This window comes from Micromonospora sp. NPDC050686, assembly GCF_040654475.1.
Taxonomy (GTDB): domain Bacteria; phylum Actinomycetota; class Actinomycetes; order Mycobacteriales; family Micromonosporaceae; genus Micromonospora.
In genome coordinates this window covers 1-23151 of record NZ_JBFAID010000077.1, presented here as the reverse complement: position 1 = coordinate 23151, position 23151 = coordinate 1, and the positions used below count along the sequence as shown (strand labels likewise).

Sequence of the window (23151 nt, the reverse complement as noted above, 5' to 3'; positions counted from 1 at the left end):
TCCTCGACCTGCCCGAACAGGTCTGGATCAACAAGCCCGAGCCGCAACGACAAGCCGCTTAACTCCCGTTGGCCTCAATCCCTTGACACGTTCCGGCGCGGCCTGGTCGCTGTGCAGCGCCAACTCCCAACAACCAAACGACACCAACAGAGTCTGCGGCCAGCCGGCCGGAGCTCGCGACCGGCTTGCCAGACACGGCAGCAACGGCTTCGCCGGCAATCCGTCACGCGGTCAGCCTTAAGACGAAGAGGTCAAGCTCCGCTCGGTTGGAGACGGGCGGTCTCAACTGCGGTCTCATTCGCTGCCGTACGCGGTCATCCATGTCAGTCCAACGGACAGCGGAACCAGTGGTCATGTGCACTTTTGGACCGGCCTGGACGCATGATCGCAGACCTCGAAAGCGTGTGAGGGTTTACGCCCTCCGAATCCCTCCGCCACCGCTCGTGAAATGCGAGAACGCCCGGTCGATCCGCGAGGATCGCACCGGGTGTTCCGCTTGTGGTCTCAGTTTTCGCCGCAGTGCGGCTGGCGGTGGCCGTCAGCCCGCCGGCCTGACCACCCCGTGCATGATCGTTGGTCGCTGAGCGACTCGACACGCCGGGGTAGCTGCTGCTCGGCTGCCAACGATCATGGCACGGTCAGATACCTCGGCCGCCCGTCGCCGAGCGCGTCGACCGCGTGACGCAACCGCTGCCACACATACGGGCGAAGCAATGCCCGCGCACCGTCGAGCGGAACGAACCGGGCTTCCCTCAGCTCGTCATCAGCCGGCCGCGGATGCTCGGCAGAGGGCAGCACGCCGCCGTCGAAGATGAACATCAAGCTGTCGTCCCACGGCCCGTGCGGTGCCACCCAGTCCACCACCAGCATCGGCCCGACGTGCAACTCCAGGCCGAGTTCCTCGCGAAGTTCCCGCTCTGCGGTGCGATGGGGTGGCTCGTTCGCCTCCGCCATGCCGCCCGGCAGATCCCAGTCCGGCTTGTATCGAGGGTCGACGAGAAGAATCTCGCCGCGTCCGTTGCGCAGCAGCACGTCGACACCGACTCGCTTCCGGGGCTGCCGCGCGTTGCCTTCGGCGAGGTGGGCCTGCCAGGCAGCCGGATCTCGCTCGTATAGGGGACGCTCGTTGGCCATGACGACCATTGTGGGGGGGCTCTCATCCTGCCGGCAGCGGCAGCGTCACCCAGCTCCGTTCCTGGAACGTGTCGCGAAGTCGGTCCAGAAGTTGTGGCACGTCTGGGCACCCGCTGGTGTGCGACCGCAGCAGCAGTGTGAGATGCCGTAGCTGGTCGAGGACGACAGCGGAGCCGAGCCCGTGGGTGAGGTCGATGGTTTGATGGGTGAGCAGGCACGCTTCCTCGATCCGGGCCTGCCCGACCAGCGCGGTGACCAGGAGCAGCCGGGCCAACGCCTGACTTCGTACCCGACCGATGGGTTCACCGGCGACGACGCCGCCGAGGGTGCGGAGGGCGGCCGTGACGTCGCCGAGGCGAAGCAGACACCGGGCCACCTCGATGTCCAGCGAGGTGCGGTCGAACGGGCTCAGCCAGGCAGCGTGCGAGGCCGCTGCCTCGGCGAGAGCGGCCTCGGCTAGTTGTAGAGAAGAGTGGCAGTCCAGGGTGCGGCCCGCCGATGCGAAGCCGCGCGCCTGCAAGGCGAACAGTCGGGCGCGAACCCCGGCGCTCGCTTCCTCACGGGCGACGACGCCGAGTCCGTCGGTGGCGTGCGAGATCGCCGCGTCGCCGTTCCCGTCGTGACAGGCGAGGTGGCTCAGGCTGCCATGGACCTGGCCGGCCAGGAGCTGGTCCCTGCTGTCGACGGCGAGCGCTAACGCCTCGCGGAAGTGCCGGCGGCTCGTGGTGGAGTCCCCGGAGTCGTGCGCCATCCAACCGGCCATCTCGTGCAGCGAGGCTGCCGCCTTCAGCGCCTGGCAAGGGATGGACGGTGACCGTTCCGACGGACCGGCGAAGGCGGCGAGGTGTGCGATCACGCTGCCGTAGAGGTTCTTGCCGCCGATCTGCCGGTCCGCGGACCGGAGTGCGCGGATCAGGTGAAGGCCGGTTTCCCCGTCGACGGGCGACGGAGCGTCTTTCGGCCCCGGCGAAAGATCGAATCACAGGGCGTGTGCGGGTATCCGCAATACCCGAGCCCAATGTGTCAGTCGGTCGAGGTGCACGATCGGCGGTCCGTTCTCGACGCGGCTGAGCTGCGCCTGCGTGATCCCGAACCAGGCGGCCACCGTGGCCTGGGGCAACGGCTGCCGCCCGTGGTAGGGGTGGTGGCGGTAGGCGCGGATCGCGTGGCCGAGATGCCGCCCCGCCAACGCTCGCCGAAGTGGCTCGTGGGACCAGAAGGTGGCCGGAACCTCGGGCGCGGCGGCGATCCGGTCCCGCTCCGCCCGTTGACAGGGCGCGCAGCGCCCGGAGTCGTTGTCCGTCGCCAGGTCGGCCTCGCAACGGGCACAACGGGCTCGCCTCGACGATGCGGTCATCGGCTTATTCAACCTGCTCCGTGACTGCCCGGTATACGTGCGGCGCATACGCGATCGCGTTTTGCGCGTACGCGAGAGGGGGCCGGCCCCCGACGGGGCCGGCCCCTGCCGATCAGGTCGTCACCACGCGGTCATGTCCGGGAGCTGGTCGATCGCGATGGTCCTCGGGTTGGGGCCCCCGCCGATCAGCAGGGGCTGTAGCCCTCGTCGAAGAGGCGGTGGGCCCAGTCGGCGTACCCGGCGATGGTCTCGCGGACCACCCGTCCATCGTGAAGGAACAGATACGCGCGGTCGCCGCTGCGGGCGAGCAGGCCGTCGAACCGGTACGTCCCGCCCGGGGCGCGCAGCCGGGTCACCGACGGGTAGCGGGCCCAGACTTCGGCGACCGGCGTGCCCGCGCCGATCCCCTCCGGGGTGCTCATCGGGTCGTCTGCCCAGAGCAGCACCAGCCGGTCGTCGACGAAGATCGGGCTGACCGAGCCGTGCCCGGCGAGCAGCGGACCGCACGCGTCCACATCGGAGCGGAGAATGCCGCGCCGGGTCAGTTCCTGCTCGCTGTCGCCGAACTCCACTCCGCCTACGCCGTTGAGGTCGATCACCTCGGTGTTGCCGGCGGGTGTGGTGATCCGTGGCGCCTGCACGCCGCTGCCGACCGCCGAGGCGGCAACCAGCAGCGTGGCGATGAAGGCGAATTGCCGCAATTTCATGAGCTCCCCCAGTCCCCAACGGGGCCGGGTCGCTCAGGTTGCTGGTCGTTGCCGGATTCCTTCGATTCCCATTCCTCGGCCAGCTCGTCCCAGTAGTCGGCGGTCAGCCCGCGCCGGCCGTGGGTCAGCCAGCCGGCGTTGTCCCGCTCCAGGTGCAGCCCGAGCTCGGCGAAGTGGTCGATCCACGGGCCGGGCTCGGCGCCCAGCCGGGCCAGCGCCGCGTTGATCGGCCACTCGGCGCGCGGCCCGTCCAACGTAGCGTCGAAGCCGGGCCCCCAGGCGACCTCGCCGCCGAGCCAGACCACCGCCGCCTGGTGACCCGCGCCCCCGGAGAACTCGGCCTCCAGGTACGCCACCGGCCCCTCCCGCGACCACCGGCCCAGCAGCTCGGTCAGCGCCGGCGAGAGCAGCAGGTGGAACGGCCGCTCCGGGCCGGGGCCGTCGGCGGAGAAGTCGGGTAGGACGCCGGTCAGCTCCTCGACCAGCTGCGGGGTCACCGGCACCAGCGCAAAGTCCTGCCGCAGCGCGGCCAGCACCACGTGATCCAGGCCCACCGTCTGCCCGCGCAGCAGCTCCACGTCGGCCACCACCGCGCTGAGCTGGTAACTCATTCGATCCTCTCGGTGTCCACAGGCTGTGGATGGAACATGTGTACGACGGCGGTCCGTCCCCGCCCGGCGGTACCGGAGCCCACCCGGACCGTACCGGGGCGGGCCCCGCCGCTCCGCCCCCCACGTGGGCGCGCGCTCTGTTAGCGTCCGGGCATCCCCCTCTTCAAGGACGTGATCCGTGCCTGCCCTCGCCGGGAAGACGTTGATTCGATCTCTGGTGGCGCTCTGCCTGGCGGCCCTCGTCGGGGCGGCCGTCGCGGCTCCCGCGCAGGCCGACTTCCCGCCGCATCTGCGTGCGTGGACGCTGTCGGTGTATCTCGGTGAGGGCGGCGCGCCCGGCAAGCTGATGTGGTTGACCTGGTACGGGGCTTACGCGAAGTCCGGCACGATAACCCTGGACCTCGGCGAGGCCGCGGCCCTCGCCGACATAAGCGTGGCCGCTGACGCGCTGAGCGGACCGGACCACCAGTGTGTCCAGCAGAGTTCCTCCCTTCTCACCTGCGAGGTCGGCGAGCAGAACGGGACGCACCACCGCCTGCCGGTCCGGTTCACGCCCAAGGCGACCGCGCGGTTCGGTGACGCCGCCACGTTCACGGTCACCGCCCAGCCCGAGGGCCTGACCACGGTCGAGCGGACCAGCGTCGATCTGGCCATCAAGGACGGACCGGATCTGGTGCTGCTCGACCCGGAGCCCTTCACCTTCCCCGACTACCCGATCGTGACGGTCCCGGCCGGGGCGACCCGGCACCAGCCCGTCCGGCTGACGAACGCGAGCGGTAAGCCGACCACGGGCGTGACGATGTGGTTCCATGGGCCGGTCGGCGCGCTCCCCGGCTCGCACGCCAACTGCCGCTACGGTCAGCCGCAGCCGCGGTACCGGGTCGTCGCCTGTGACTTCGAGGTGCCGATCGAGCCGGGCCGGACGTACGAGGTGGTCGGTGGCCTGGACGTCCGGCTGGCGCCGGACGCGGTGGGTGACTTCCTGACCTGGACCGATGTCCTGCCGCTGGGGGAGTCGATGCCGGAGTGGTCCCGGTTGGACATGGCGCCCGGCAGCGGGCCCAAGCTGACCATGCGGGCGGTCTCCGCGCAGGCCGCCGACTTCACCGAGATCGACTACATGGACAACTTCGGGGCCGTCAAGTACCGCGTCCGCAACCAGTACGACGTGGTTGCCGTGGGCGCCACCCTCACCGGCGCGGTCGGCACTGAGGTGGACGTCCAGGCAGGCGTGCGGATCTCCGGCAAGTCCGCCCTGGGCGGGCGGGAGCTGACGGCCGAGATCCGGTTCCCGGACTGGGTCCGGGTCACCACCCCCGACCCGGCCTGTTGGGACTACTCGACCACCCATTACGGGTGCCCGGTCGTCCAGGAGACGTTCGGCCCGGACGCGGAGCGACTCTTCCGGTTCCGGGTGGAGATCACCAAGGCTGGCGGTGCCCCGGGCGAGGTCAGCTTCCGGCTGGACGAGCGCCTCGCGGAGCACCCGCAGAACGAGCGCAACGACCGGGCGGAGATCGGCTATGCCTCGGCCAGCCCCAGCCCCAGCCCCAGCCCCAGCCCCAGCGCGACCGTCAGCCCGACGGCCAGCCCGTCCGGCCCGGCGCCGACGGGCGCGCCGAGTCCGTCGACCGGCACCGGTGGGCCGGTCGAGGTCACCGGGTCCCCGAGCGAGCCGGGTGGCATCGGCGGAAGCCTGCCGCGTACCGGCATGTCGAGCGCGGTGATCTGGTCCGGCGCGGCCCTGGTGCTCGCGGGTGCGGTGCTCCTGCTGGTCACCCGCCGTCGCCGTCGGTCGGCCGAGGCCGCCGACGAAGCCTGAGAAGTCTCGGCACAGCTGATCACCGGCACGGCCGGCGCCAACTCGTCGATCTCGGTGCTCGGCTGACGCTGCCCTGGTACGACGAAGGCCGGCCTCAACCCGGGGCCGGCCCTCGTCGACACCTGGTCCACCCCCTACCGGCGTATCACTTCCGATCTGGCTCCCCAGTGTGATGCCCCGCTCCCGACCGCCTTCCTACCTTTCTCTCCGTCGACGAGACCAGAGGGGGACGGACGGATGCGCCGCTTCAAAAAGATCCTCAGCACCGCCGTACTGACCACGCTGCTGGTCGGCGGCACGGCGGGCGGGGCCTCGGCGAGTAGCGTGTCCATGCAGGGCGGGCCGCTGCCCGGTACCGCCGCCTGGCTGGCGGACGACTCGCTGGGCAGGGAGCTGCCGGACCCGGCCACCGCCACGCCGGCCGAAGTGGCGATCTTCTTCGGCGGTCTGACCGGTGCCCAGCAGCAGCGGCTCGTCGAGGATCACCCCGCCGTGGTGGGCAACCTCGACGGTGCCCCGGTCGAACTCCGTTACGAGGCCAACGCCCCCGCCGGCGACCAGGTCCTCGCGTACGACCCGCGTGGCCGCGGGCTGATCGCGCAGGTGGTGGGTGATCTGGAGAACGCCGCCAAGGTCGCGGTGCTCGTCCCGGGTTCGGGCATCGACATCTCGACCTTCGACCGTACGGCGCAGCGGGCCGCCGACCTCCAGGCGGAGGCGGGCGACGACACGGCCGTCATCGCCTGGGCCGGCTACCTGACCCCCTCCGGCATCGGCCTCGACCAGGCGACGGGCCGGCTCGCCGAGGCCGGTGCCAGGCGCCTCAGCCGTTTCACCGCCGGCCTGGACGCGTCCGGCCTCCCGGACCCCACCCTCTTCTGCCACAGCTACGGCTCGGTGGTCTGCGGCCTCGCCGCCGCCGACACCGACGCAAGCGACATCGTCGTCATGGGATCGCCCGGCATGCGCGCCGACGACGTCACCGGGCTGGGCACCGATGCCCGCGTCTGGGCGGCGAAGTCCCCGGACGACTGGATCGGCCGCGTCCCCCATGTCGAGTTCCTGGGCCTGGGCCACGGCGCGGACCCCACCTCGCCCGACTTCGGCGCGACCGTCCTGCCCGCCGACGACGTCCCGGCGCACGACCGGTACTTCGACCCGGGCACCTCCACCCTGACCGCGTTCGCAGCGATCGCCGCGGGAGACCTGCGATGACGATGCCCACGAAGCTCACGGCGCTCACCGCCAGGATCGACGAGCGGACACCCGCCCACCGCGACCGCGCCATCGACGGCCTGCGCGCGCTGGCGCTCCTGGCCGTCCCGACCGGCCACTGGCTGGTCGGCGGCTTCACCCTCGACACCGGCGGTGTCCTGCACAGCGCCAGCCCGCTGGCCACGTTCGGCGCGCTGGGCCCGGCCAGTTGGATCCTCCAACTGCTGGGCGTCTTCTTCCTGGTCGGCGGCTACTCCTCGTACCTCTCCTACCAGCGCCGCAAGGGTTCGACGGGCGAGTGGATCACCGGTCGGCTCGCTCGCCTGGGCCGCCCCGTTCTCGGTGTCACCGCCGTGTGGGCGCTGCTGCTCCCCGCCCTCCATCACGGCTTCGGCGTTCCGACGGCGACCCTGCGCACCGCGGCGACACTGGTCGTCCAGCCCCTGTGGTTCGTCGGCGTCTACGCGGTGATCACGGCCCTCACGCCGTACTGTGTCCGGGCCTCGCGGCGTCTGGGCTTCTGGTCCGCTGCCCCGCTGCTCGGCTCGGTCGCGGTGGTCGACTTCCTGCGTTACGGGCCGTACGCGGAGGCGATGCCGTCGTGGCTGAGCCTGCTCAATCTGCTGCCGGGCTGGATGTTCGCCTACCAGCTGGGCGTGACCTGGGCGGACAAGCGGCTGGGCCGCCGCGAGGCGTGGCTGCTGCTGGTGGGCGGCGTGGCCCTGTTCGCCACCCTGCTGCTCGCCTTCCACTATCCGGCGTCGATGGTGGGCGTGCCCGGCGAGTCCCGTACCAACTCCCACCCGCCGTCCCTGCTGGTCGTGGCGCTCGCGGGCGCCCAGTCTGGTGCGGCGATCCTGCTGCGCGACCGGCTGGCCCGGCTGCTGCGGCGCCCCGCCAGCTGGGTTCCGGTGGTGATCATCAATCTGTCGGCGATGACGATCCTGTGCTGGCACCAGACGGCGATGCTCGCCGCCGCGATCCCCGCCGCGTACTTCGGCGAGGTCCCCGGCCTGACCTCCGCGCCGGACACGGCCGGATGGCTCCTGGCGCGGATGGCCTGGATGCCGCTCCTCGCGGGGATGCTGGTGGTGATCGCGAAGCTCGCCCGGCCCCTGGAGACCCCGTGGGACCGCACCGGCGTGGCCCGTCGTGCGGCGGCGGGCGTGCTGGCAGCGGGCTTCGGCTACTTCGCGCTGGTGGCGTGAGCGATGGATCCGCACCCCCGTATCGAACATAGGAGCACGACCATGAGGCAGTCCCCACCGGACACGAGCAGCGAGTTCACCTCCCTGCTGCGCGAAGTCAGGGCGCAGGATCTGCTCCGCCGGCGCACCGGCTGGTACGCACGCACCATCGCGACCAACGCGCTCAGCCTGGCCGCCGTCGTCACCGGCATGGCGCTGATCGGCGGTTCGTGGTGGGTACTCGTTCTCGCCCCCGCCCTCGCCGTCCTGTGCGCCCGAACGGCGTTCATCGGACACGACGCGGGCCATGCCCAGATCAGCGGCAACCGCGCCACGAACCGCCGGATCGGGCTCATCCACGGCAACCTGCTGCTCGGCATGAGTTACGCCTGGTGGAACGACAAGCACAACCGCCACCACGCCAACCCCAACCACATCGACAAGGACCCGGACGTCGCCGCGGACGTCCTCGTCTTCACCGGCAAGCAGGCCGCCACCCGCACGGGCTTCCGCGCCTGGCTCACCCGCCACCAGGCATGGCTCTTCTTCCCGCTCACCCTCCTCGAAGGCGTCGCCCTGAAGCTGCACGGCCTGCAGGACCTGCGCCGCCAGACCGGCCGGGAGCGCCTGGTGGAGGGCGTGCTCCTCGTCGCCCACCTCGCCGGCTACGTCACCCTGCTCCTGACCACCATGCCGCTCGCGCACGCACTCGTCTTCGCCGCGCTCCATCAAGCCCTTTTCGGGCTTCACCTGGGCATGGCCTTCGCGCCCAACCACAAGGGGATGGAGATGCCCGACCCCGACGGCGAGAAGTGGGGACACCTGCGCCGCCAGGTCCTCACGTCCCGCAACATCAGGGGCAGCGTCCTCACCGACTGGTTCCTCGGCGGCCTCAACTACCAGATCGAGCACCACCTGTTCCCCAGCATGCCCCGCCCCCACCTGAGGCTCGCCCAGTCCATGGTCAGGGCCCACTGCCGCGACGTCGGCATGCCCTACGCGGAGACCGGCCTCATCGACTCCTACCGGGAGGCGCTGCGGCACATGCACGAGGTGGGCGAACCGCTGCGCGTGGCGGGAGCACGTGGGTAGGGGGCGCCCGCTGCCGCGGCGGCGGCCGTCCCGGCCGGGTCCGCCCGACAGCCGGGAGTGTCCTGACGCGGTCCCGCCGCACGTAGGCTGGCGCCCATGACCTTCCTCATGGAGGGGCGCCCGCGGAGGGAGGAACGCTCGCGCGCGCTGCTCGCGGGGGCTTCACGTCGGTGGGTACGGCTGCTGCCGTGGGGCGTGGCGTTCGTGCTGTTCGTCGTCCTGCTGCCCACCACCATCCAGGTGCTCAGCGTCGACTACGGCCTGAACGGCGGCATCGCGAGCGCGCTGGCCATCGCGCAGACGGCACCGCTGCTGCTCGCCGTCTTCCGTCCGCTGCGGGCCTGGTACGTGATCTTCGTCGCGGACGTCGCCGGGGCGCTCGTCCTGCTCACCGCCGACCTCGATAAGCAGTCGGCGTGGCCGTTTCCACCCATGCAGATCATCGGGTACGTCGGCCTCTGCCTCGCCCTCGGCCTGCGCGAGCCGCGCCGGACGTTGCTGCTGGTGTGGCTGGCGACGGCGGCTGCGGGCGTCGGCCTGGAGTTCGTCACGCCCCACGGCGCGAGCGGCGGCAGCACACTGATCATCATTCTCAGCGGCGTCGCGCTCGTGCTCGCCGGTGCGCTCCGCGAGCGGTACGAGGCGCAGCGCAAGCTGGCCGAGCAGGAGACGATCAGCGAGGCCGAGCGCGGTCGGCGGACGCTGCTGGAAGAACGCGCCCGCATCGCACGCGAGTTGCACGACGTGGTGGCGCACCACATGTCCGTCATCACGGTGCAGGCGGACAGCGCGGCGTACCGCCTCCAGGGGCTGCCGCCGGACGTGCAGGAGGAGTTCGCCTCCATCGCGGCGACCGCGCGCCAGTCGCTCGGTGAGATGCGTCGGCTTCTCGGCGTGCTGCGGAACGAGGAGGCGCACGGCGAGCTCGCACCCCAGCCGGGCCTGACCCGGATCGGGCAGCTGGCGGAAGCGACGGCGAGGGCGGGCGTGCCGGTGGAGTTCACCCCCTGCGACGCCGACGTGCCCGAGGCGGAGGCACTCGCCGCGTACCGCATCGTCCAGGAGGCCCTCGCGAACGTCGTGCGGCACGCGCCGGGTGCTCCGACGCGGGTGTCGGTGTCAGTGTCGGAGGACGGGCCGCAGCTCACCGTCCTCGTCGTCAACGGGCCGCCGCCCGTGCCGCCCGCCGCGCCGCTGGAGGTGGGCGGCACCGGCCACGGCCTCGTCGGCATGCGCGAGCGGGTGCGGATCCTCGGCGGCACCCTCGACGTGGGGCCGCTGCCGGACGGCGGGTTCCGGGTGGCCGCCCAACTTCCCCTGACCGAAAGGACCCTCACGTGACGACGCGCGTCATCATCGTCGACGACCAGGCGATGGTACGAGCCGGCTTCGCCGCGCTGCTGGCCGCCCAGAGCGACATAGACGTGGTGGGCGAGGCCCCCGACGGCGCGCAGGGCGTCGAGCTCAGCCGGCGCACCCGCCCCGACGTCGTGCTGATGGACGTCCGCATGCCCGAGATGGACGGCCTCGAGGCAGCGCGCCGCCTCCTCTCGCCCCCGCCGGGCGTGGCACACCGGCCGCGCGTCCTGATGCTCACCACGTTCGACATCGACGACTACGTCTACGAGGCGCTGCGGGCGGGCGCGAGCGGATTCCTGCTGAAGGACGCGCCGCCGGCCGACCTCATCGCGGCCGTACGCGTCGTCGCCTCGGGCGACGCGCTGCTCGCCCCCTCCGTGACCCGCCGCCTCATCGCGGACTTCGCCCGGCAACGTCCCGCGGCGCCGGGCAGGCCCGCGCTGCGGCTCAAGGCCCTGACTGAACGCGAGACCGAGGTGCTCACCCTGGTGGCCCGCGGCCAGTCCAACGCGGAGATCGCGGAGACGCTGGTGGTGGCCGAGCAGACGGTGAAGACGCACGTGAGCCGCGTCCTCACCAAGCTCGACCTGCGCGACCGCGCCCAGGCGGTGGTGTTCGCGTACGAATCGGGGCTGGTGACCGCGGGCGAGTAGTTCGTCCGCAACTGACCGGAGAGACGATTCAGGGCCGGTCCCCGTGGGGCCGGCCCTGACGTTTCCCTGCTCAAGAGAGCGGAGGATACGAGATTCGAACTCGTGAGGGTGTAAACCCAACACGCTTTCCAAGCGTGCGCCCTAGGCCTCTAGGCGAATCCTCCGCGAGCCAGGATACAGGTCCCCGGCGGGCAGGACACCCCACCACCCCCTGAAGATCGACAAGCCGTCGGGTAGGCTGGGCGTACCCCCCGTGCGGCGTGCATCTCGTGAACCTCCCCAGGGCCGGAAGGCAGCAAGGATAAGCGGGCTCTGACGGGTGCACGGGGGGCCTTTCTGTCTGTACCGGCTCCGCGGGCGCGGTCGCTCGGGGTGGGCGCTCAGGTGTTAAGCGGGGGCCCGCCTCTACCGGAAGCGTCAAGCGGGGGACCCTCCTTGCCCCCGCTCCTTGGACGCCGGGCGGGGTGGTGGGTGGTCAGTCGGCGGCGACGGGCGCAGAATGGCTCGGTCGAGAGGAGGCGGGACGAGTGACGCTGGCGCTCTACCGCAAGTACCGGCCGCGTACCTTCGCCGAGGTCATCGGCCAGGAGCACGTCACCGAGCCGCTGTCGCAGGCGCTGCGCAGCGGGCGGCTCAACCACGCGTACCTCTTCTCCGGCCCCCGGGGCTGCGGCAAGACCTCCAGTGCGCGGATCCTGGCCCGCTCGCTCAACTGCGAGCAGGGCCCCACCCCCGAGCCGTGCGGGCAGTGTGAGTCCTGCCGCTCGCTGGCCAACGACGGCGGCGGCTCGATCGACGTCATCGAGATCGACGCGGCCAGCCACGGCGGCGTCGACGACGCCCGCGAGCTGCGCGAGAAGGCGTTCTTCGCCCCGGCCCGCAGCCGATTCAAGATCTACGTCATCGACGAGGCGCACATGGTCTCGTCGGCCGGCTTCAACGCGCTGCTCAAGCTGGTCGAGGAGCCCCCGGAGTACGTCAAGTTCATCTTCGCCACCACCGAGCCGGAGAAGGTCCTCGGCACGATCAAGTCGCGGACCCACCACTACCCGTTCCGGCTGATCCCGCCGAAGGTGCTCCGGCCGTACCTGGAGCAGCTCTGCGAGGCGGAGGGCGCGACCGTCGAGCCGGCGGTCTTCCCGCTGGTGGTGCGCGCCGGTGGGGGCAGCGCCCGGGACAGCCTGTCGGTGCTCGACCAGCTCATCGCGGGCGCCGGCCCGGAGGGGGTCGGCTACGCCCGGGCCGCCGCGCTGCTCGGGGTCACCGACTCGGCGCTGATCGACGAGATGTGCGACGCGCTCGCCGCCGGGGACGGCGCGGCCGCGTACGCCACCGTCGACCGGGTCGCCGAGGCCGGGCACGACCCGCGCCGGTTCGCCGCGGACCTGCTGGAGCGGCTGCGCGACCTGATCGTGCTCCAGCAGGTGCCGGACGCTGCCGCCAAGGGCCTGATCGACGGCCCGGCCGACCAGATCGAGCGGATGGCCGCCCAGGCCCAGCGGCTTGGCCCGGCCGCGCTGTCCCGCTGCGCCGACATCGTGCACAACGGCCTGGTCGACATGCGCGGCACCACCGCGCCCCGGCTGCTGCTGGAGCTGATCTGCGCCCGGATGCTGCTGCCCGGCACCGACGACACGACCGGCGGCCTGCTCCAGCGCCTGGAGCGGATGGAACGCCGGCTCACCCTGGGTGGTGGCGAACCGCCGTCGGCCGCCGCCGGCTCCGCGCCGGTAGCCCACCCCGCGGAGGTACGCCCGGCGACTCCCGCCCCGGCCGCGGCTGCCGCCGCGCTGGGCCCGGAGACCGCCGGCCAGCCGGCGGCTGCCGGCGTACCTTCCGGGGCGGCCGCCGCGCGTGCCGCCGCCGCGGCCGCCGGGGCCCGGACCACCGGTACGGCCGCCACCCGTCCCACCTCCGGTGCCGCCGCCGGTGCTGCTGCCTCCGGCGGCGCGGCTCCCGCTGGCGCACCGGCTGTGGATGACTCGTCGCCGGCCCCGGCTGCGGTGCCGGGTGGTCCGTCGTCGGCCCGTTCCGCCCCGCCGGGCGGTCCGGCCCCGACCGGCCCGGTCTCCGACACCTCCGGGCCCGCCGCCCGCCGGCCGGTGCCGCCCTCGGCGGTGCTGCCCGACCCGGCCACCCCCGCCCCGCCCCGGCCCGGCGGGTCCGCTCCCGGGGCGCTGGACGCCGTCGCGGTCCGGCGGGCCTGGCCCGAGGTGGTCGGCAAGGTCAACCGGAGCAACAAGCGGATCGCGGCGCTGATGCGCGACGCGGTGGTCCGTGACCTCGACGGGGACACCCTGGTGCTGACCGTGAAGTCCACGGTGCTGGCCAGGATGATGGCCGACCACGCGCAGGTGCTCACCGACGCCCTGTACGAGGAGTTCGGCGGTCGCTGGCAGATCCGCTGCGAGGTGGCCGGTGAGCGGGGTGCCGCCACCCTCGGTGGTCCGGCCCGCCCGGCGACCCGGCCGGCCCCCGCGGACGCCGGTGGCCCGGGCGGCGGTCCCGAGGAGCCGCGCTCGGCCGGCGGTCCGGAGCGGGCGACGGGCACCGGCCCGGGCGATCCGGGTGGACGCGGCCCGCAGGGTGGCCCGGGAGGCCGGGTGCCGCAGGGTGATCCGGAAAGCGCGCCGCCCGGCGACTCGGGTGGCCGCGCGCCCCAGGGTGACCCGGGAGGCCGGGCGCGGCAGGGCGGGTCGGACGGCCGGGGCCCCGGAGCGGGTGCCGGCGAGGACGACGAGGACTGGCCCGAGCCGGCTCGCCCCGGCGGGCCGGAGGCGCCGACGGCGTCCGGTGACGCCTGGCCGGAGCCGGCCCGTCCGGGCGGCGCGCCGGGCACGCCCGGCGGAAACGAGGACGCCTGGCCCGAGGCGGCCCGCCTCGACGGGGCCCCGGCGACCGGAACGGCCGTCGCCGCGCCGGCCGCCCCGGCCGTACCGAAGCCGAGCCCGGCCGAGCCGTCACCGGTGGCGGGCGGCGGGCCCCCGGTGAGCAGCGCGATCGCGGCGGCGCGGGCCGCGGCGGCGGCCGCCGCCCAGCGGACCGCGCAGCCGGCGCGGAAGACCGCGGACGCCGACTGGGCGGGCGAGCCGCCCTACGACCCGGACTACGACGGTCCGGTGGGCGGCCGTTCCGGTGGGCCGCCCGCCGCGCCGGCCTACGAGGGGTTCGACCCGGGCGACGAGCCGCTCGACGAGGTGATCGACGAGCGGACCGCCCGGCAGTCCAGCGAGGAACAGGCGGTACGGCTGCTCCGCGAGGTCTTCGGGGCCGAGAAGATCGGCGAGGTGGACGCCCGCTAGCGACCGGGTCAGCCGGTCCAGGCGGGCAGGCCGTGCGGGTGTGCCTCGGCGAGTTCCCGGTCGGGTCCGGCGCCGATCCGGGCCCGTAGCGTGAACCGCCCCCGGTCGACCGGGTCCGGCTCGAACGACAGGTGGGCGAACGCCGGGCCGGCGACGGCGAGCCGGTCGATCTCGGCGCTGACCTGGGCCCACTCGGCGGCGGGCACGTACTGGCGCATCACCGAGTGCCACACCACGGTGAGCACCCCCGGTGCCGGCCGGAGGCCGGCCAGGAAGTCGGCCGCACCCGCCGCCTCGACCCGGGCCGGCACCCGCCGGGCCAGCTCCAGGGCACCGGCCAGTCGCGCCGCCCGCGCGGTGTGCTCCGGCCAGACGTACGCCCGCAGCGCCAGCGCGCCGGCCGCGCTGCCCGGGTCGAGCGGCGTGACGTCGCAGCCCAGCCGCTCGACCACGGCCACTTCGGGGTACGCCCGCGCGGCCTCCCGCAGCCAGCCCGGCGCCCCGCCCCGCCACGCCTCGGGCAGCACGACCGGGGAGTCCGCCGGTCCCCAGCCCAGCCCGGTCGCGGTCACCCGGAACCGGTCGGCGCGCAGGTTCAATCCGGCGCTGGTGCCCAGCTCGACCAGCCGTACCGGGCGCGGGCCGAGCCGGCGGAGGGCGTACAGCAGGCCCGCCAGCAGCAGGTTGGCCCGGCCCACCTCGTTGGTCTGCGGTGGGCGGCGCAGCCAGGGCCGCAGGGCGTCCCGCTCGGTGGCGACGATCGCCCGGAACGCGGCCCAGCAGGCGTCGGCGTCCGCCGGCCGGTACGCGCCGCCGGCGCTGGGATAGAACCGGGCCAGCTCGGGAGCCCGCCCGGAGAGCACGAGCGCGTGCACGCCGCCGAGCAGGCGCAGCGGTACGGCGGCGTCCGGCGGGGCGTCCGCGTACCCGGTGATGACCTTGGCGCACGGGCCGCCGGCCCGGACGTCGGCGGCGGCGCGGTCCAGCAGGTCGGCGCAGAGGCCGGCGGCCAACCCCGCGCACGCCACCGCCTGCCGTGCCATGGCCTCGGCGGCCTGCTCCCAGGACATCGGCCTCCCTCTCCGGATCGGTTCCCTGATCGTCCGCCGGACCCGGACGATCCGGGAAGTGCCGGGCGGGGCGAGCCTGCTCACAGCGGTTAGGCTGAGCGCGGCCGAGCAGACGAGTGCGAGAAGGAGCCATCCGTGCGCCCAGGTGGACAGCCGAACATGCAGCAGATGCTGAAGCAGGCGCAGAAGATGCAGCAACAGATCGCCAAGGCGCAGGCCGAGCTGGCCGACGCCGAGCTGACCGGCACCGCCGGCGGTGGCCTGGTCACCGCCACCGTCGTCGGCACCGGCGAGCTGAAGGCGATCAAGATCGACCCGAAGGCGGTCGACCCGGAGGACGTGGAGACGCTGGAGGACCTGGTGGTGGCGGCCGTGCACAACGCCGCCGAGGCGGCCCGCGAGCTGACCGAGCAGAAGATGGGCCCGGTCGCGGGCGGGATGGGCGGCCTCGGCCTGCCCGGGTTCTGAGCCAGATGTACGAGGGTGCCATCCAGGACCTGATCGACGAGCTGGGCCGGCTCCCGGGGGTGGGACCGAAGAGCGCCCAGCGGATCGCCTTCCACGTCCTGTCCGCCGACCCGACCGACGTCAACCGGCTCGCCGGCGCGTTGCGCAGGGTCAAGGACCTGGTGCGGTTCTGCACCACCTGTTACAACGTGGCCGAGTCCGAGCAGTGCCGGATCTGCCGTGACCCGCGCCGGTCCGACGAGGTGCTCTGTGTGGTGGAGGAGCCGAAGGACGTCGTCGCGATCGAACGGACCGGTGAGTTCCGCGGCCGGTACCACGTGCTCGGCGGGGCGATCAATCCGCTGGAGGGTATCGGGCCGGACAACCTGCGCATCCGGGAACTGATGACCCGGTTGGGCGGCGGCGCGGTGCGCGAGCTGATCCTCGCCACCGACCCGAACACCGAGGGTGAGGCGACGGCGACGTACCTGGCCCTGATGGTCAAGCCGATGGGGATCGCGGTGACCCGGCTGGCCAGCGGCCTGCCGGTCGGCGGTGACCTGGAGTACGCCGACGAGATCACGCTGGGCCGGGCCTTCGAGGGGCGGCGCGCGGTGTGACGCGTACCCGATCGGGCCTCGTGACGGCCGGCGCCGGAGCCCCGGCGCCGGCCGTTCGTTGTTCTGACATGTGGACCTGGCCGGTGGCCGTCGATGTAACAAATCGGCCAACCTGCAAAGGGGGTAAAAGGTTCTTATCGCCGCCACATGTGACACCGAAGGGCCTCCAGCGCACCGGTTAAGACACGATCCGGTACCAACCGCTTCGCCGGCAGTTTCCCGGTGGTCCGAACGGGGGCTAAGGTCACCGCCATCGGTGACCCCTGTCACCACGTTGTCCGTTCCCCCAAGGACGAGGTGAAGCACACCATGCGTGCACCCAGGCCGAAGGCCGCTGTCGCGGCCGTCGCGGTCGCGGCTCTCGCGGTAGCAGGATGCGCCGAGAGCGATCGCGACAGTGGTTCCGGAGGTAGCAAGAAGGACACCCTCGTCTTCGGCGTCGCCGGAGACCCGAAGGTGCTCGACCCCAGCTTCGCCAGCGACGGTGAGTCGCTGCGCGTGGCGCGTCAGGTCTTCGAGACCCTGGTCCGCCCGGAGGAGGGTGGCACCAAGGTCACCCCGGGGCTGGCCGAGTCCTGGACTCCGGACTCGACCGGTACGGTCTGGACCTTCAAGCTGCGCTCCGGCGTGAAGTTCCACGACGGCGCCGAGTTCAACGCCGAGGCGGTCTGCAAGAACTTCGACCGCTGGTTCAACGCCAAGGGCCTCATGCAGAGCCCGGACGTGACGGCGTACTGGCAGGACGTCATGGGCGGCTTCGCCAAGAACGAGAGCGCCGACCTGCCGCCGAGCCTTTTCAAGTCCTGCACCGCCAAGGACGCCACCACTGTCGACCTGGCCTTCACCCGGGTCTCCAGCAAGATCCCGGCCGCCCTGATGCTGCCGTCGTTCTCCATCCACAGCCCGAAGGCCCTGGAGCAGTACGACGCGAGCAACGTCGGCGGCACCGCCGAGGACATCAAGTACCCGGCGTACGCGCTGGAGCACCCGACCGGCACCGGCCCGTTCAAGTTCAAGGCCTGGGACGTCGCGAACAAGACGCTCACCATCGAGCGCAACGACGACTACTACGGCGACAAGGCCAAGCTGAAGACCATCATCTTCAAGACGATCTCGGACGAGAACGCCCGCAAGCAGGCGCTCCGCTCGGGTGACATCCAGGGCTACGACCTGGTCGGCCCGGCCGACGTCGAGCCGCTGAAGAACGAGGGCTTCAACGTCCTCACCCGGCCCGCGTTCAACATCCTCTACCTGGCGATCAACCAGAAGGGGAACCCGAAGCTCGCCGACGTCAAGGTCCGGCAGGCCATCGCGTACGCGCTGAACCGTCAGGCGCTGGTCGACTCGAAGCTGCCCCCGGGCGCCAAGGTCGCGGTGAACTTCATGCCGGACACCGTCGAGGGCTGGAACGGCGACGTCACCAAGTACGACTACAACCCGGAGAAGGCCAAGCAGCTGCTGGCCGAGGCCGGCGCGTCGAACCTGACCCTGCGGTTCCACTACCCGACCGAGGTCACCCGGCCGTACATGCCGAACCCGAAGGACATCTTCGAGCTGCTCTCGGCGGACCTGCAGGCGGTCGGCATCAAGGTCCAGGCCATCCCGCTGAAGTGGAGCCCGGACTACCTCAACGCCACCACCTCCGGGTCGGCGCACGACGTGCACTTCCTGGGCTGGACCGGTGACTACGGCGACGGCTACAACTTCATCGGCACCTTCTTCGACCGGGTGAAGCCGGAGTGGGGTTTCAACAACCCGGAGCTCTTCGCCCAGTTCAAGGACGCCGACACCACCGCCGACGCGGCGGCTCGGACGGAGAAGTACAAGGCCCTCAACAAGGCGATCATGGACTTCATGCCGGGTGTGCCGATCTCGCACTCCCCGCCGGCCATCGTGTTCGGCAAGGACGTGACCGGCATCAAGGCGAGCCCGCTCACCGACGAGCGGTACGCGACCGCAGAGTTCAAGTCCTGAACCTGACCTGAGTGCACCAACGCGGGCGGGCGTCGTCTCCACGGCGCCCGCCCGCACCCCTCCGCACCCCCTCCGAGGCCGCCGTGTTCCGCTTCATCGTCAGGCGCCTGCTACAGCTGATACCGACGCTGTTCGGGCTCTCCGTCCTGCTGTTCATCTGGTTGCACCGCCTACCCGGCGGGCCCGAGACCGCGATCCTGGGTGAGCGCGGCACGCCGGAGATGCGCGCGCAGATCCGGCGCAACCTCGGCCTCGACGAACCGATCCTGGTCCAGTACGCGCGCTTCCTGCGCCGCCTGATCAAGCTCGACCTGGGCACCTCGACCTCCACCAAGCGGGCGGTCACCACCGAGTTCCTGGAGCGCTTTCCCGGCACCGTGGAGCTGACCCTGATGGCGATGATCATCGCCATCGGCATCGGCATCCCGCTGGGCTACCTGGCCGCCCGCCGGCGGGGCCGACTGCTCGACCACGCCTCGGTCGGCGGCTCGCTGATCGGCATCTGCATCCCGGTCTTCTTCCTGGCGTACGTGCTCAAGGCGATCTTCTCGGAGCACTTCCACTGGTTCCCGTCCAGCGGCCGGCAGGACCCGACCCTCGGGGCGACCCGGGTCACCAACTTCTTCCTCCTCGACGGGCTGATGACCCGCGAGTGGGACGCCGCCGCCGACGCCCTCTGGCACCTGGTGCTGCCGGGCATCGCGCTGGCCAGCATCCCGCTGGCGATCATCGTCCGGATCACCCGGGCCAGCGTGCTGGAGGTGCTCGGTGAGGACTTCGTCCGGACCGCCGAGGCCAAGGGACTGACCGAGAACACGGTCCGCCGCCGGCACGTGCTGCGCAACGCGATGCTGCCGGTCGCCACGTCCATCGGCCTGCTCACCGGCGGCCTGCTCTCCGGCGCGGTGCTGACCGAGACCGTCTTCGCCTTCAGCGGCATCGGCGCGTTCGTCGCCGAGGCGATCGGCCAGCGCGACTATCCCGTGCTGATGGGCTTCATCATGATCATTGCGGTGGTGTACGTGCTGGTGAACCTGATCGTCGACCTCTCCTACAGCGTGATCGACCCGAGGGTGAGGGTGCGATGACCATCACCGCAGGCAAGAAGCGCGAGAAGCTGGACCGCCTCTCCGAACTCGCCGCCCGGCAGGACGAGCAGGGTGTCAGCCTCTGGCAGGAGGCGCTCCGCCGGCTGCGGCGCAACCCGGCCGCCATCGTCGGCGCGGTCATCTTCGCCCTGTTCGTCGTGGTGGCGCTGGTCGGGCCCTTCCTGGTGCCCTACTCGCCGACCGACTCGATGGGCATCCGGGACGGCCTGATCAAGCCCGGGGTCATCCCGGGCATCGACAGCGCCCACTGGCTCGGTTACGACCACCAGGGCCGGGACGAGTTCAGCCGGCTGATCGTCGGCGCCCGGCAGACCCTGCTGGTCGGTGTGGTCGCCACCCTGATCGGTCTGGCGATCGGCGCGCTGATCGGCGGGGTCGCCGGCACCGCGGCCGGGCTCGGCGGACGCTGGGGCCGGTGGCTCGACTCCACCCTGATGCGCTTCATCGACATGCTGCTGGCCATGCCGAGCCTGCTGCTCGCGGTGAGCATCGCCGCGTTGCTCGGGCCCAGCCTGATCACCGTCATGATCGCGGTCGGCGTGGTGTCGGTGCCGGTCTTCGCCCGGCTGCTGCGCGGCTCGATGATCTCCCAGTCCAACAGCGACTACGTGCTGGCGGCCACCGCGCTCGGGGTGAAGAAGTCGAAGATCGCGCTGACCCACGTGGTGCCGAACTCGCTCGCCCCGGTGATCGTCCAGGCCACGCTGACTCTGGCCACCGCGATCATCGAGGCCGCGGCGCTGTCCTTCCTCGGCCTGGGCAACCAGAACTCGGCCATCCCCGAGTGGGGCGTGATGCTCGCCGAAGCGCAGCCGTACCTCGGCGTGCGGCCCGGCCTGGCGATCTACCCGGCGGTGGCGATCATCATCACCGCGCTCGGCTTCACCCTCCTCGGCGAGGCGATGCGCGAGGCCCTCGACCCGAAGCTGCGGAAGTAGGTCCGGCATGTGTGAAGCGCGAGGAGTGAGCTTGCGAGCCCCGCAGTCGCGGACGAAGAGCCGGGACTGTGAAGCGCGAGGAGTGAGCTTGCGAGCCCCGCAGTCGCGGACGAAGAGCCGGAACTGTGAAGCGCGCGGAGTGAACCTGCAGTCGCGAACGGAGGACCGGTAATGGCACTGCTCGAAGTGGACGACCTCTCCGTCACGTTCGCCCGGCGCGGGCAGCGCACGGTGCACGCCGTGGACGGGGTTTCCTTCTCGGTCGACGCCGGCGAGGTGGTCGGCCTGGTCGGCGAGTCCGGCTGCGGCAAGAGCGTCACCTCGCTGGCCATCATGGGCCTGCTGCCCAAGCAGCCCGGCCTGCGGGTCGGCGGCAAGGCGGTCTTCGACGGCACCGACCTGCTCCAGCTCGACGACCGGTCCCGGCGGGACATCCGGGGCCGGGACATCGCGATGATCTTCCAGGACCCGCTCTCCTCGCTGAACCCGGTGGTCCCGATCGGCGTCCAGGTGACCGAGGTGCTCACCCGGCACCGCGGCATGAAGGGCGAGGCCGCCACCAAGGAGGCGGCGCAGCTGCTGGACCGGGTCGGCATCCCCGACCCGCGCCGCCGGCTCAAGGAGTACCCGCACCAGCTCTCCGGCGGGATGCGGCAGCGCGCCCTGATCGCCATGGCGGTGGCCTGCCAGCCCCGGCTGCTGATCGCCGACGAGCCGACCACCGCGCTGGACGTCACCATCCAGGCGCAGATCCTGGAGCTGCTCAAGGAACTGGTCCGCGACTCCGGCACCGCACTGGTGATGATCACGCACGACCTCGGCGTGGTGGCCGGATTGTGCGACACCGTCAACGTGCTCTACGCCGGCCGGGTGGTGGAGACCGCCCGCCGGCGTCCGCTGTTCCGCGAGCCTCGCCACCCGTACACCGTGGGTCTGCTCGGTTCGGTGCCGCGGCTGGACGGCGGGCGCGGCGAGCGGCTCAACCCCATCCCCGGCTCGGTGCGCGACGTGCTGCCCTGGCCGGAGGGGTGCGCCTTCGCGCCCCGCTGCACCCGCCGGGTCGACGAGTGCGTGGGCGAACCGCCGCAGCTGGTGCTCGCCCACGACGGCCGCAGCTACCGGTGCGTCAACCCGGCCCCGGTGCCCGGTGCGACGCCGGCCGAGGCCGAGAACCTCTACCGGGCGACGCCGTCCGGCGACGAGGCCGTCGCCGCCGTGCCGACGGCGGCCGAACCGGGTGCGGTGCCGGCGCAGGCCGTCCCGACCGACCCGCCGGCCCCGCCGGGCCTGGGCCCCGCCCCGCGCGAAGAGGGATCCCAATGAGCGCGAGGAGCGAGCCGGGTTTGCGAGCCCCGCAGGCGCGAACGAAGGGGGAACCGATGAGTGAGCAGGACATCCTCGTCGAGGTGCGCGACCTGAAGGTGCACTTCCCGATCAAGCGGGGTGTGCTCTTCGACCGGACGGTCGGGCACGTCAAGGCGGTGGACGGCGTCGACCTGAGCATCGCGCGTGGCAAGACGTACGGGCTGGTCGGCGAGTCCGGCTGCGGCAAGTCGACGCTCGGACGGGCGCTGCTCCAGCTCACCCCGCCCACCGCCGGCGAGGTCGTCTTCGACGGCGTGGAACTGGGCAAGCTGCCGGCCGGCAAGCTGCGCACGCTGCGGCGCCGGATGCAGATGATCTTCCAGGACCCGATGTCCAGCCTGGACCCCCGGCAGAACGTCGAGTCGATCCTCACCGAGGGTCTGCAGGCGCACGGGATCGGTGGCGGCCGGGACGAGCGCAGGAAGATCATCGGCGAGACGCTCGACAAGGTCGGGCTGCCCCGGTGGGCGCTCTCCCGCTACCCGCACGAGTTCTCCGGCGGCCAGCGGCAGCGCATCGGCATCGCCCGGGCGCTGGTGCTGGGCCCGGAGCTGATCGTCGCCGACGAGCCGGTCTCCGCGCTCGACGTGTCGATCCAGGCCCAGGTGGTCAACCTGCTCGACGAGCTCCAGGACAGCCTCGGCCTCACCTACCTGGTGATCGCGCACGACCTGGCCGTGGTCCGGCACATCTCCGACACCGTCGGCGTGATGTACCTGGGCGCGCTGGTCGAGGAGGCGCCGAGCGACCGGCTCTACACCGAGCCGCTGCACCCGTACACCCGGGCGCTGATGTCTGCGGTGCCGGTGCCGGACCCGGACCTGGAGGACCGCCGCGAGCGGATCCTGCTCGCCGGCGACCTGCCCTCGCCGGCCAACCCGCCGTCCGGCTGCCGGTTCCACACCCGCTGCCCGTGGGCGCAGCCGACCCGCTGCTCCGACGAGCGGCCCGTGCTGCGCGACATCGGCGGCAGCCGGGTGGCCTGCCACTGGGCCGAGCAGATCGCCAGCGGTGAGCTGCGCCCGCACGAGGTGACCGCGCAGATCACCCGACCCGCCGACGAGGGCGAGGACCCGAGCGTGGTCTCCGCACCCAGCGAGCCCGGCTCGTACGTCTGACCCGGCACGCCTCGCGTGGTCGTCGTACGACCGGAGAACCCGCACCAGGCGCGTCTGCTGCGCCTGCTGCG

General features: G+C 72.1%; 19 protein-coding genes, 1 tRNA gene and 1 other RNA gene. 15 read left to right on the top strand and 6 right to left on the bottom strand.

What is annotated here, in order from left to right:
• Positions 1–627 precede the first annotated feature (627 nt).
• The 4 genes from AB0H57_RS30315 to AB0H57_RS30300 form a co-directional block, all read right to left on the bottom strand.
• Positions 628–1134, bottom strand: coding sequence for an NUDIX hydrolase (locus tag AB0H57_RS30315; RefSeq protein WP_357512096.1), 507 nt, complete (start codon positions 1132–1134; stop codon positions 628–630).
• A gap of 22 nt (positions 1135–1156) precedes the next feature.
• Positions 1157–1885, bottom strand: coding sequence for a hypothetical protein (locus AB0H57_RS30310; protein WP_357512095.1), 729 nt, complete (start codon positions 1883–1885; stop codon positions 1157–1159).
• A 791-nt stretch (positions 1886–2676) separates the two neighbouring features.
• Positions 2677–3198 (bottom strand): hypothetical protein, encoded by a 522-nt coding sequence (locus AB0H57_RS30305; RefSeq protein WP_357512094.1) that lies wholly within the window; start codon positions 3196–3198, stop codon positions 2677–2679.
• Positions 3195–3809 carry a hypothetical protein gene (locus AB0H57_RS30300; protein ID WP_357512093.1) on the bottom strand — a complete coding sequence of 205 codons (615 nt, stop codon included), beginning with the start codon at positions 3807–3809 and terminating at the stop codon, positions 3195–3197. The genes AB0H57_RS30305 and AB0H57_RS30300 overlap by 4 nt, the downstream gene beginning before the upstream one ends.
• A gap of 178 nt (positions 3810–3987) precedes the next feature.
• Between AB0H57_RS30300 and AB0H57_RS30295 the strand changes: the two genes are divergently transcribed.
• The 6 genes from AB0H57_RS30295 (at position 3988) to AB0H57_RS30270 (ending at position 11137) form a co-directional block, all read left to right on the top strand.
• A complete protein-coding gene (locus AB0H57_RS30295) occupies positions 3988–5631 on the top strand; it encodes an LPXTG cell wall anchor domain-containing protein (RefSeq protein WP_357512092.1) in 1644 nt (547 codons plus the stop codon).
• Between the two features lie 237 nt (positions 5632–5868).
• On the top strand, positions 5869–6846 hold the full coding sequence (locus AB0H57_RS30290) for an alpha/beta hydrolase (protein WP_357512091.1): 978 nt from the start codon (positions 5869–5871) through the stop codon (positions 6844–6846).
• Positions 6843–8054, top strand: a complete 1212-nt coding sequence (locus AB0H57_RS30285; RefSeq protein ID WP_357512090.1) for an acyltransferase — start codon at positions 6843–6845, stop codon at positions 8052–8054. Before AB0H57_RS30290 ends, AB0H57_RS30285 begins: the two co-directional genes overlap by 4 nt.
• Before the next feature lie 42 nt (positions 8055–8096).
• Positions 8097–9125, top strand: a complete 1029-nt coding sequence (locus tag AB0H57_RS30280; protein WP_357512089.1) for an acyl-CoA desaturase — start codon at positions 8097–8099, stop codon at positions 9123–9125.
• Between the two features lie 96 nt (positions 9126–9221).
• Entirely contained in the window at positions 9222–10466 is a 1245-nt protein-coding gene (locus AB0H57_RS30275) for a histidine kinase (RefSeq protein ID WP_357512088.1), read from the top strand.
• Positions 10463–11137, top strand: coding sequence for a response regulator transcription factor (locus AB0H57_RS30270; RefSeq protein WP_357512087.1), 675 nt, complete (start codon positions 10463–10465; stop codon positions 11135–11137). The genes AB0H57_RS30275 and AB0H57_RS30270 overlap by 4 nt, the downstream gene beginning before the upstream one ends.
• A 79-nt stretch (positions 11138–11216) precedes the next feature.
• Here the strand turns inward: AB0H57_RS30270 and AB0H57_RS30265 are convergent.
• A tRNA-Ser gene (locus tag AB0H57_RS30265) sits at positions 11217–11301 on the bottom strand.
• A gap of 81 nt (positions 11302–11382) precedes the next feature.
• On the opposite strand from AB0H57_RS30265, the gene ffs reads away from it, so the two are divergent.
• Together ffs and AB0H57_RS30255 are read left to right on the top strand one after the other, a co-directional pair.
• Positions 11383–11473, top strand: an RNA gene (gene ffs / locus AB0H57_RS30260) — signal recognition particle sRNA small type.
• A gap of 191 nt (positions 11474–11664) precedes the next feature.
• Complete coding sequence (locus tag AB0H57_RS30255; protein ID WP_357512086.1) at positions 11665–14439, top strand: DNA polymerase III subunit gamma and tau; 2775 nt, start codon at positions 11665–11667, stop codon at positions 14437–14439.
• Positions 14440–14447: 8 nt separating this feature from the next.
• Here the strand turns inward: AB0H57_RS30255 and AB0H57_RS30250 are convergent, their stop codons facing one another.
• The gene (locus tag AB0H57_RS30250) at positions 14448–15509 is read right to left on the bottom strand and encodes a DUF2332 domain-containing protein (protein ID WP_357512085.1); all 1062 of its coding nucleotides are present in this window, start codon (positions 15507–15509) and stop codon (positions 14448–14450) included.
• A 159-nt stretch (positions 15510–15668) separates the two neighbouring features.
• Between AB0H57_RS30250 and AB0H57_RS30245 the strand changes: the two genes are divergently transcribed.
• The 7 genes from AB0H57_RS30245 to AB0H57_RS30215 all read left to right on the top strand — a co-directional run bounded on the left by AB0H57_RS30245 (position 15669) and on the right by AB0H57_RS30215 (position 23080).
• Entirely contained in the window at positions 15669–15977 is a 309-nt protein-coding gene (locus AB0H57_RS30245) for a YbaB/EbfC family nucleoid-associated protein (RefSeq protein ID WP_357512097.1), read from the top strand.
• A gap of 5 nt (positions 15978–15982) precedes the next feature.
• Positions 15983–16576: a recombination mediator RecR gene (gene recR, locus AB0H57_RS30240; RefSeq protein WP_357512084.1), complete on the top strand. Its 594-nt coding sequence runs from the start codon at positions 15983–15985 to the stop codon at positions 16574–16576.
• Between the two features lie 309 nt (positions 16577–16885).
• Complete coding sequence (locus AB0H57_RS30235) at positions 16886–18550, top strand: ABC transporter substrate-binding protein (RefSeq protein ID WP_357512083.1); 1665 nt, start codon at positions 16886–16888, stop codon at positions 18548–18550.
• An 83-nt stretch (positions 18551–18633) separates the two neighbouring features.
• Positions 18634–19638, top strand: a complete 1005-nt coding sequence (locus tag AB0H57_RS30230) for an ABC transporter permease (protein ID WP_357512082.1) — start codon at positions 18634–18636, stop codon at positions 19636–19638.
• The gene (locus AB0H57_RS30225) at positions 19635–20597 is read left to right on the top strand and encodes an ABC transporter permease (RefSeq protein WP_357512081.1); all 963 of its coding nucleotides are present in this window, start codon (positions 19635–19637) and stop codon (positions 20595–20597) included. Before AB0H57_RS30230 ends, AB0H57_RS30225 begins: the two co-directional genes overlap by 4 nt.
• A gap of 171 nt (positions 20598–20768) precedes the next feature.
• Positions 20769–21920, top strand: a complete 1152-nt coding sequence (locus AB0H57_RS30220; RefSeq protein WP_357512080.1) for an ABC transporter ATP-binding protein — start codon at positions 20769–20771, stop codon at positions 21918–21920.
• A gap of 56 nt (positions 21921–21976) precedes the next feature.
• Positions 21977–23080 (top strand): oligopeptide/dipeptide ABC transporter ATP-binding protein, encoded by a 1104-nt coding sequence (locus AB0H57_RS30215; RefSeq protein ID WP_357512079.1) that lies wholly within the window; start codon positions 21977–21979, stop codon positions 23078–23080.
• Positions 23081–23151: the final 71 nt, after the last annotated feature.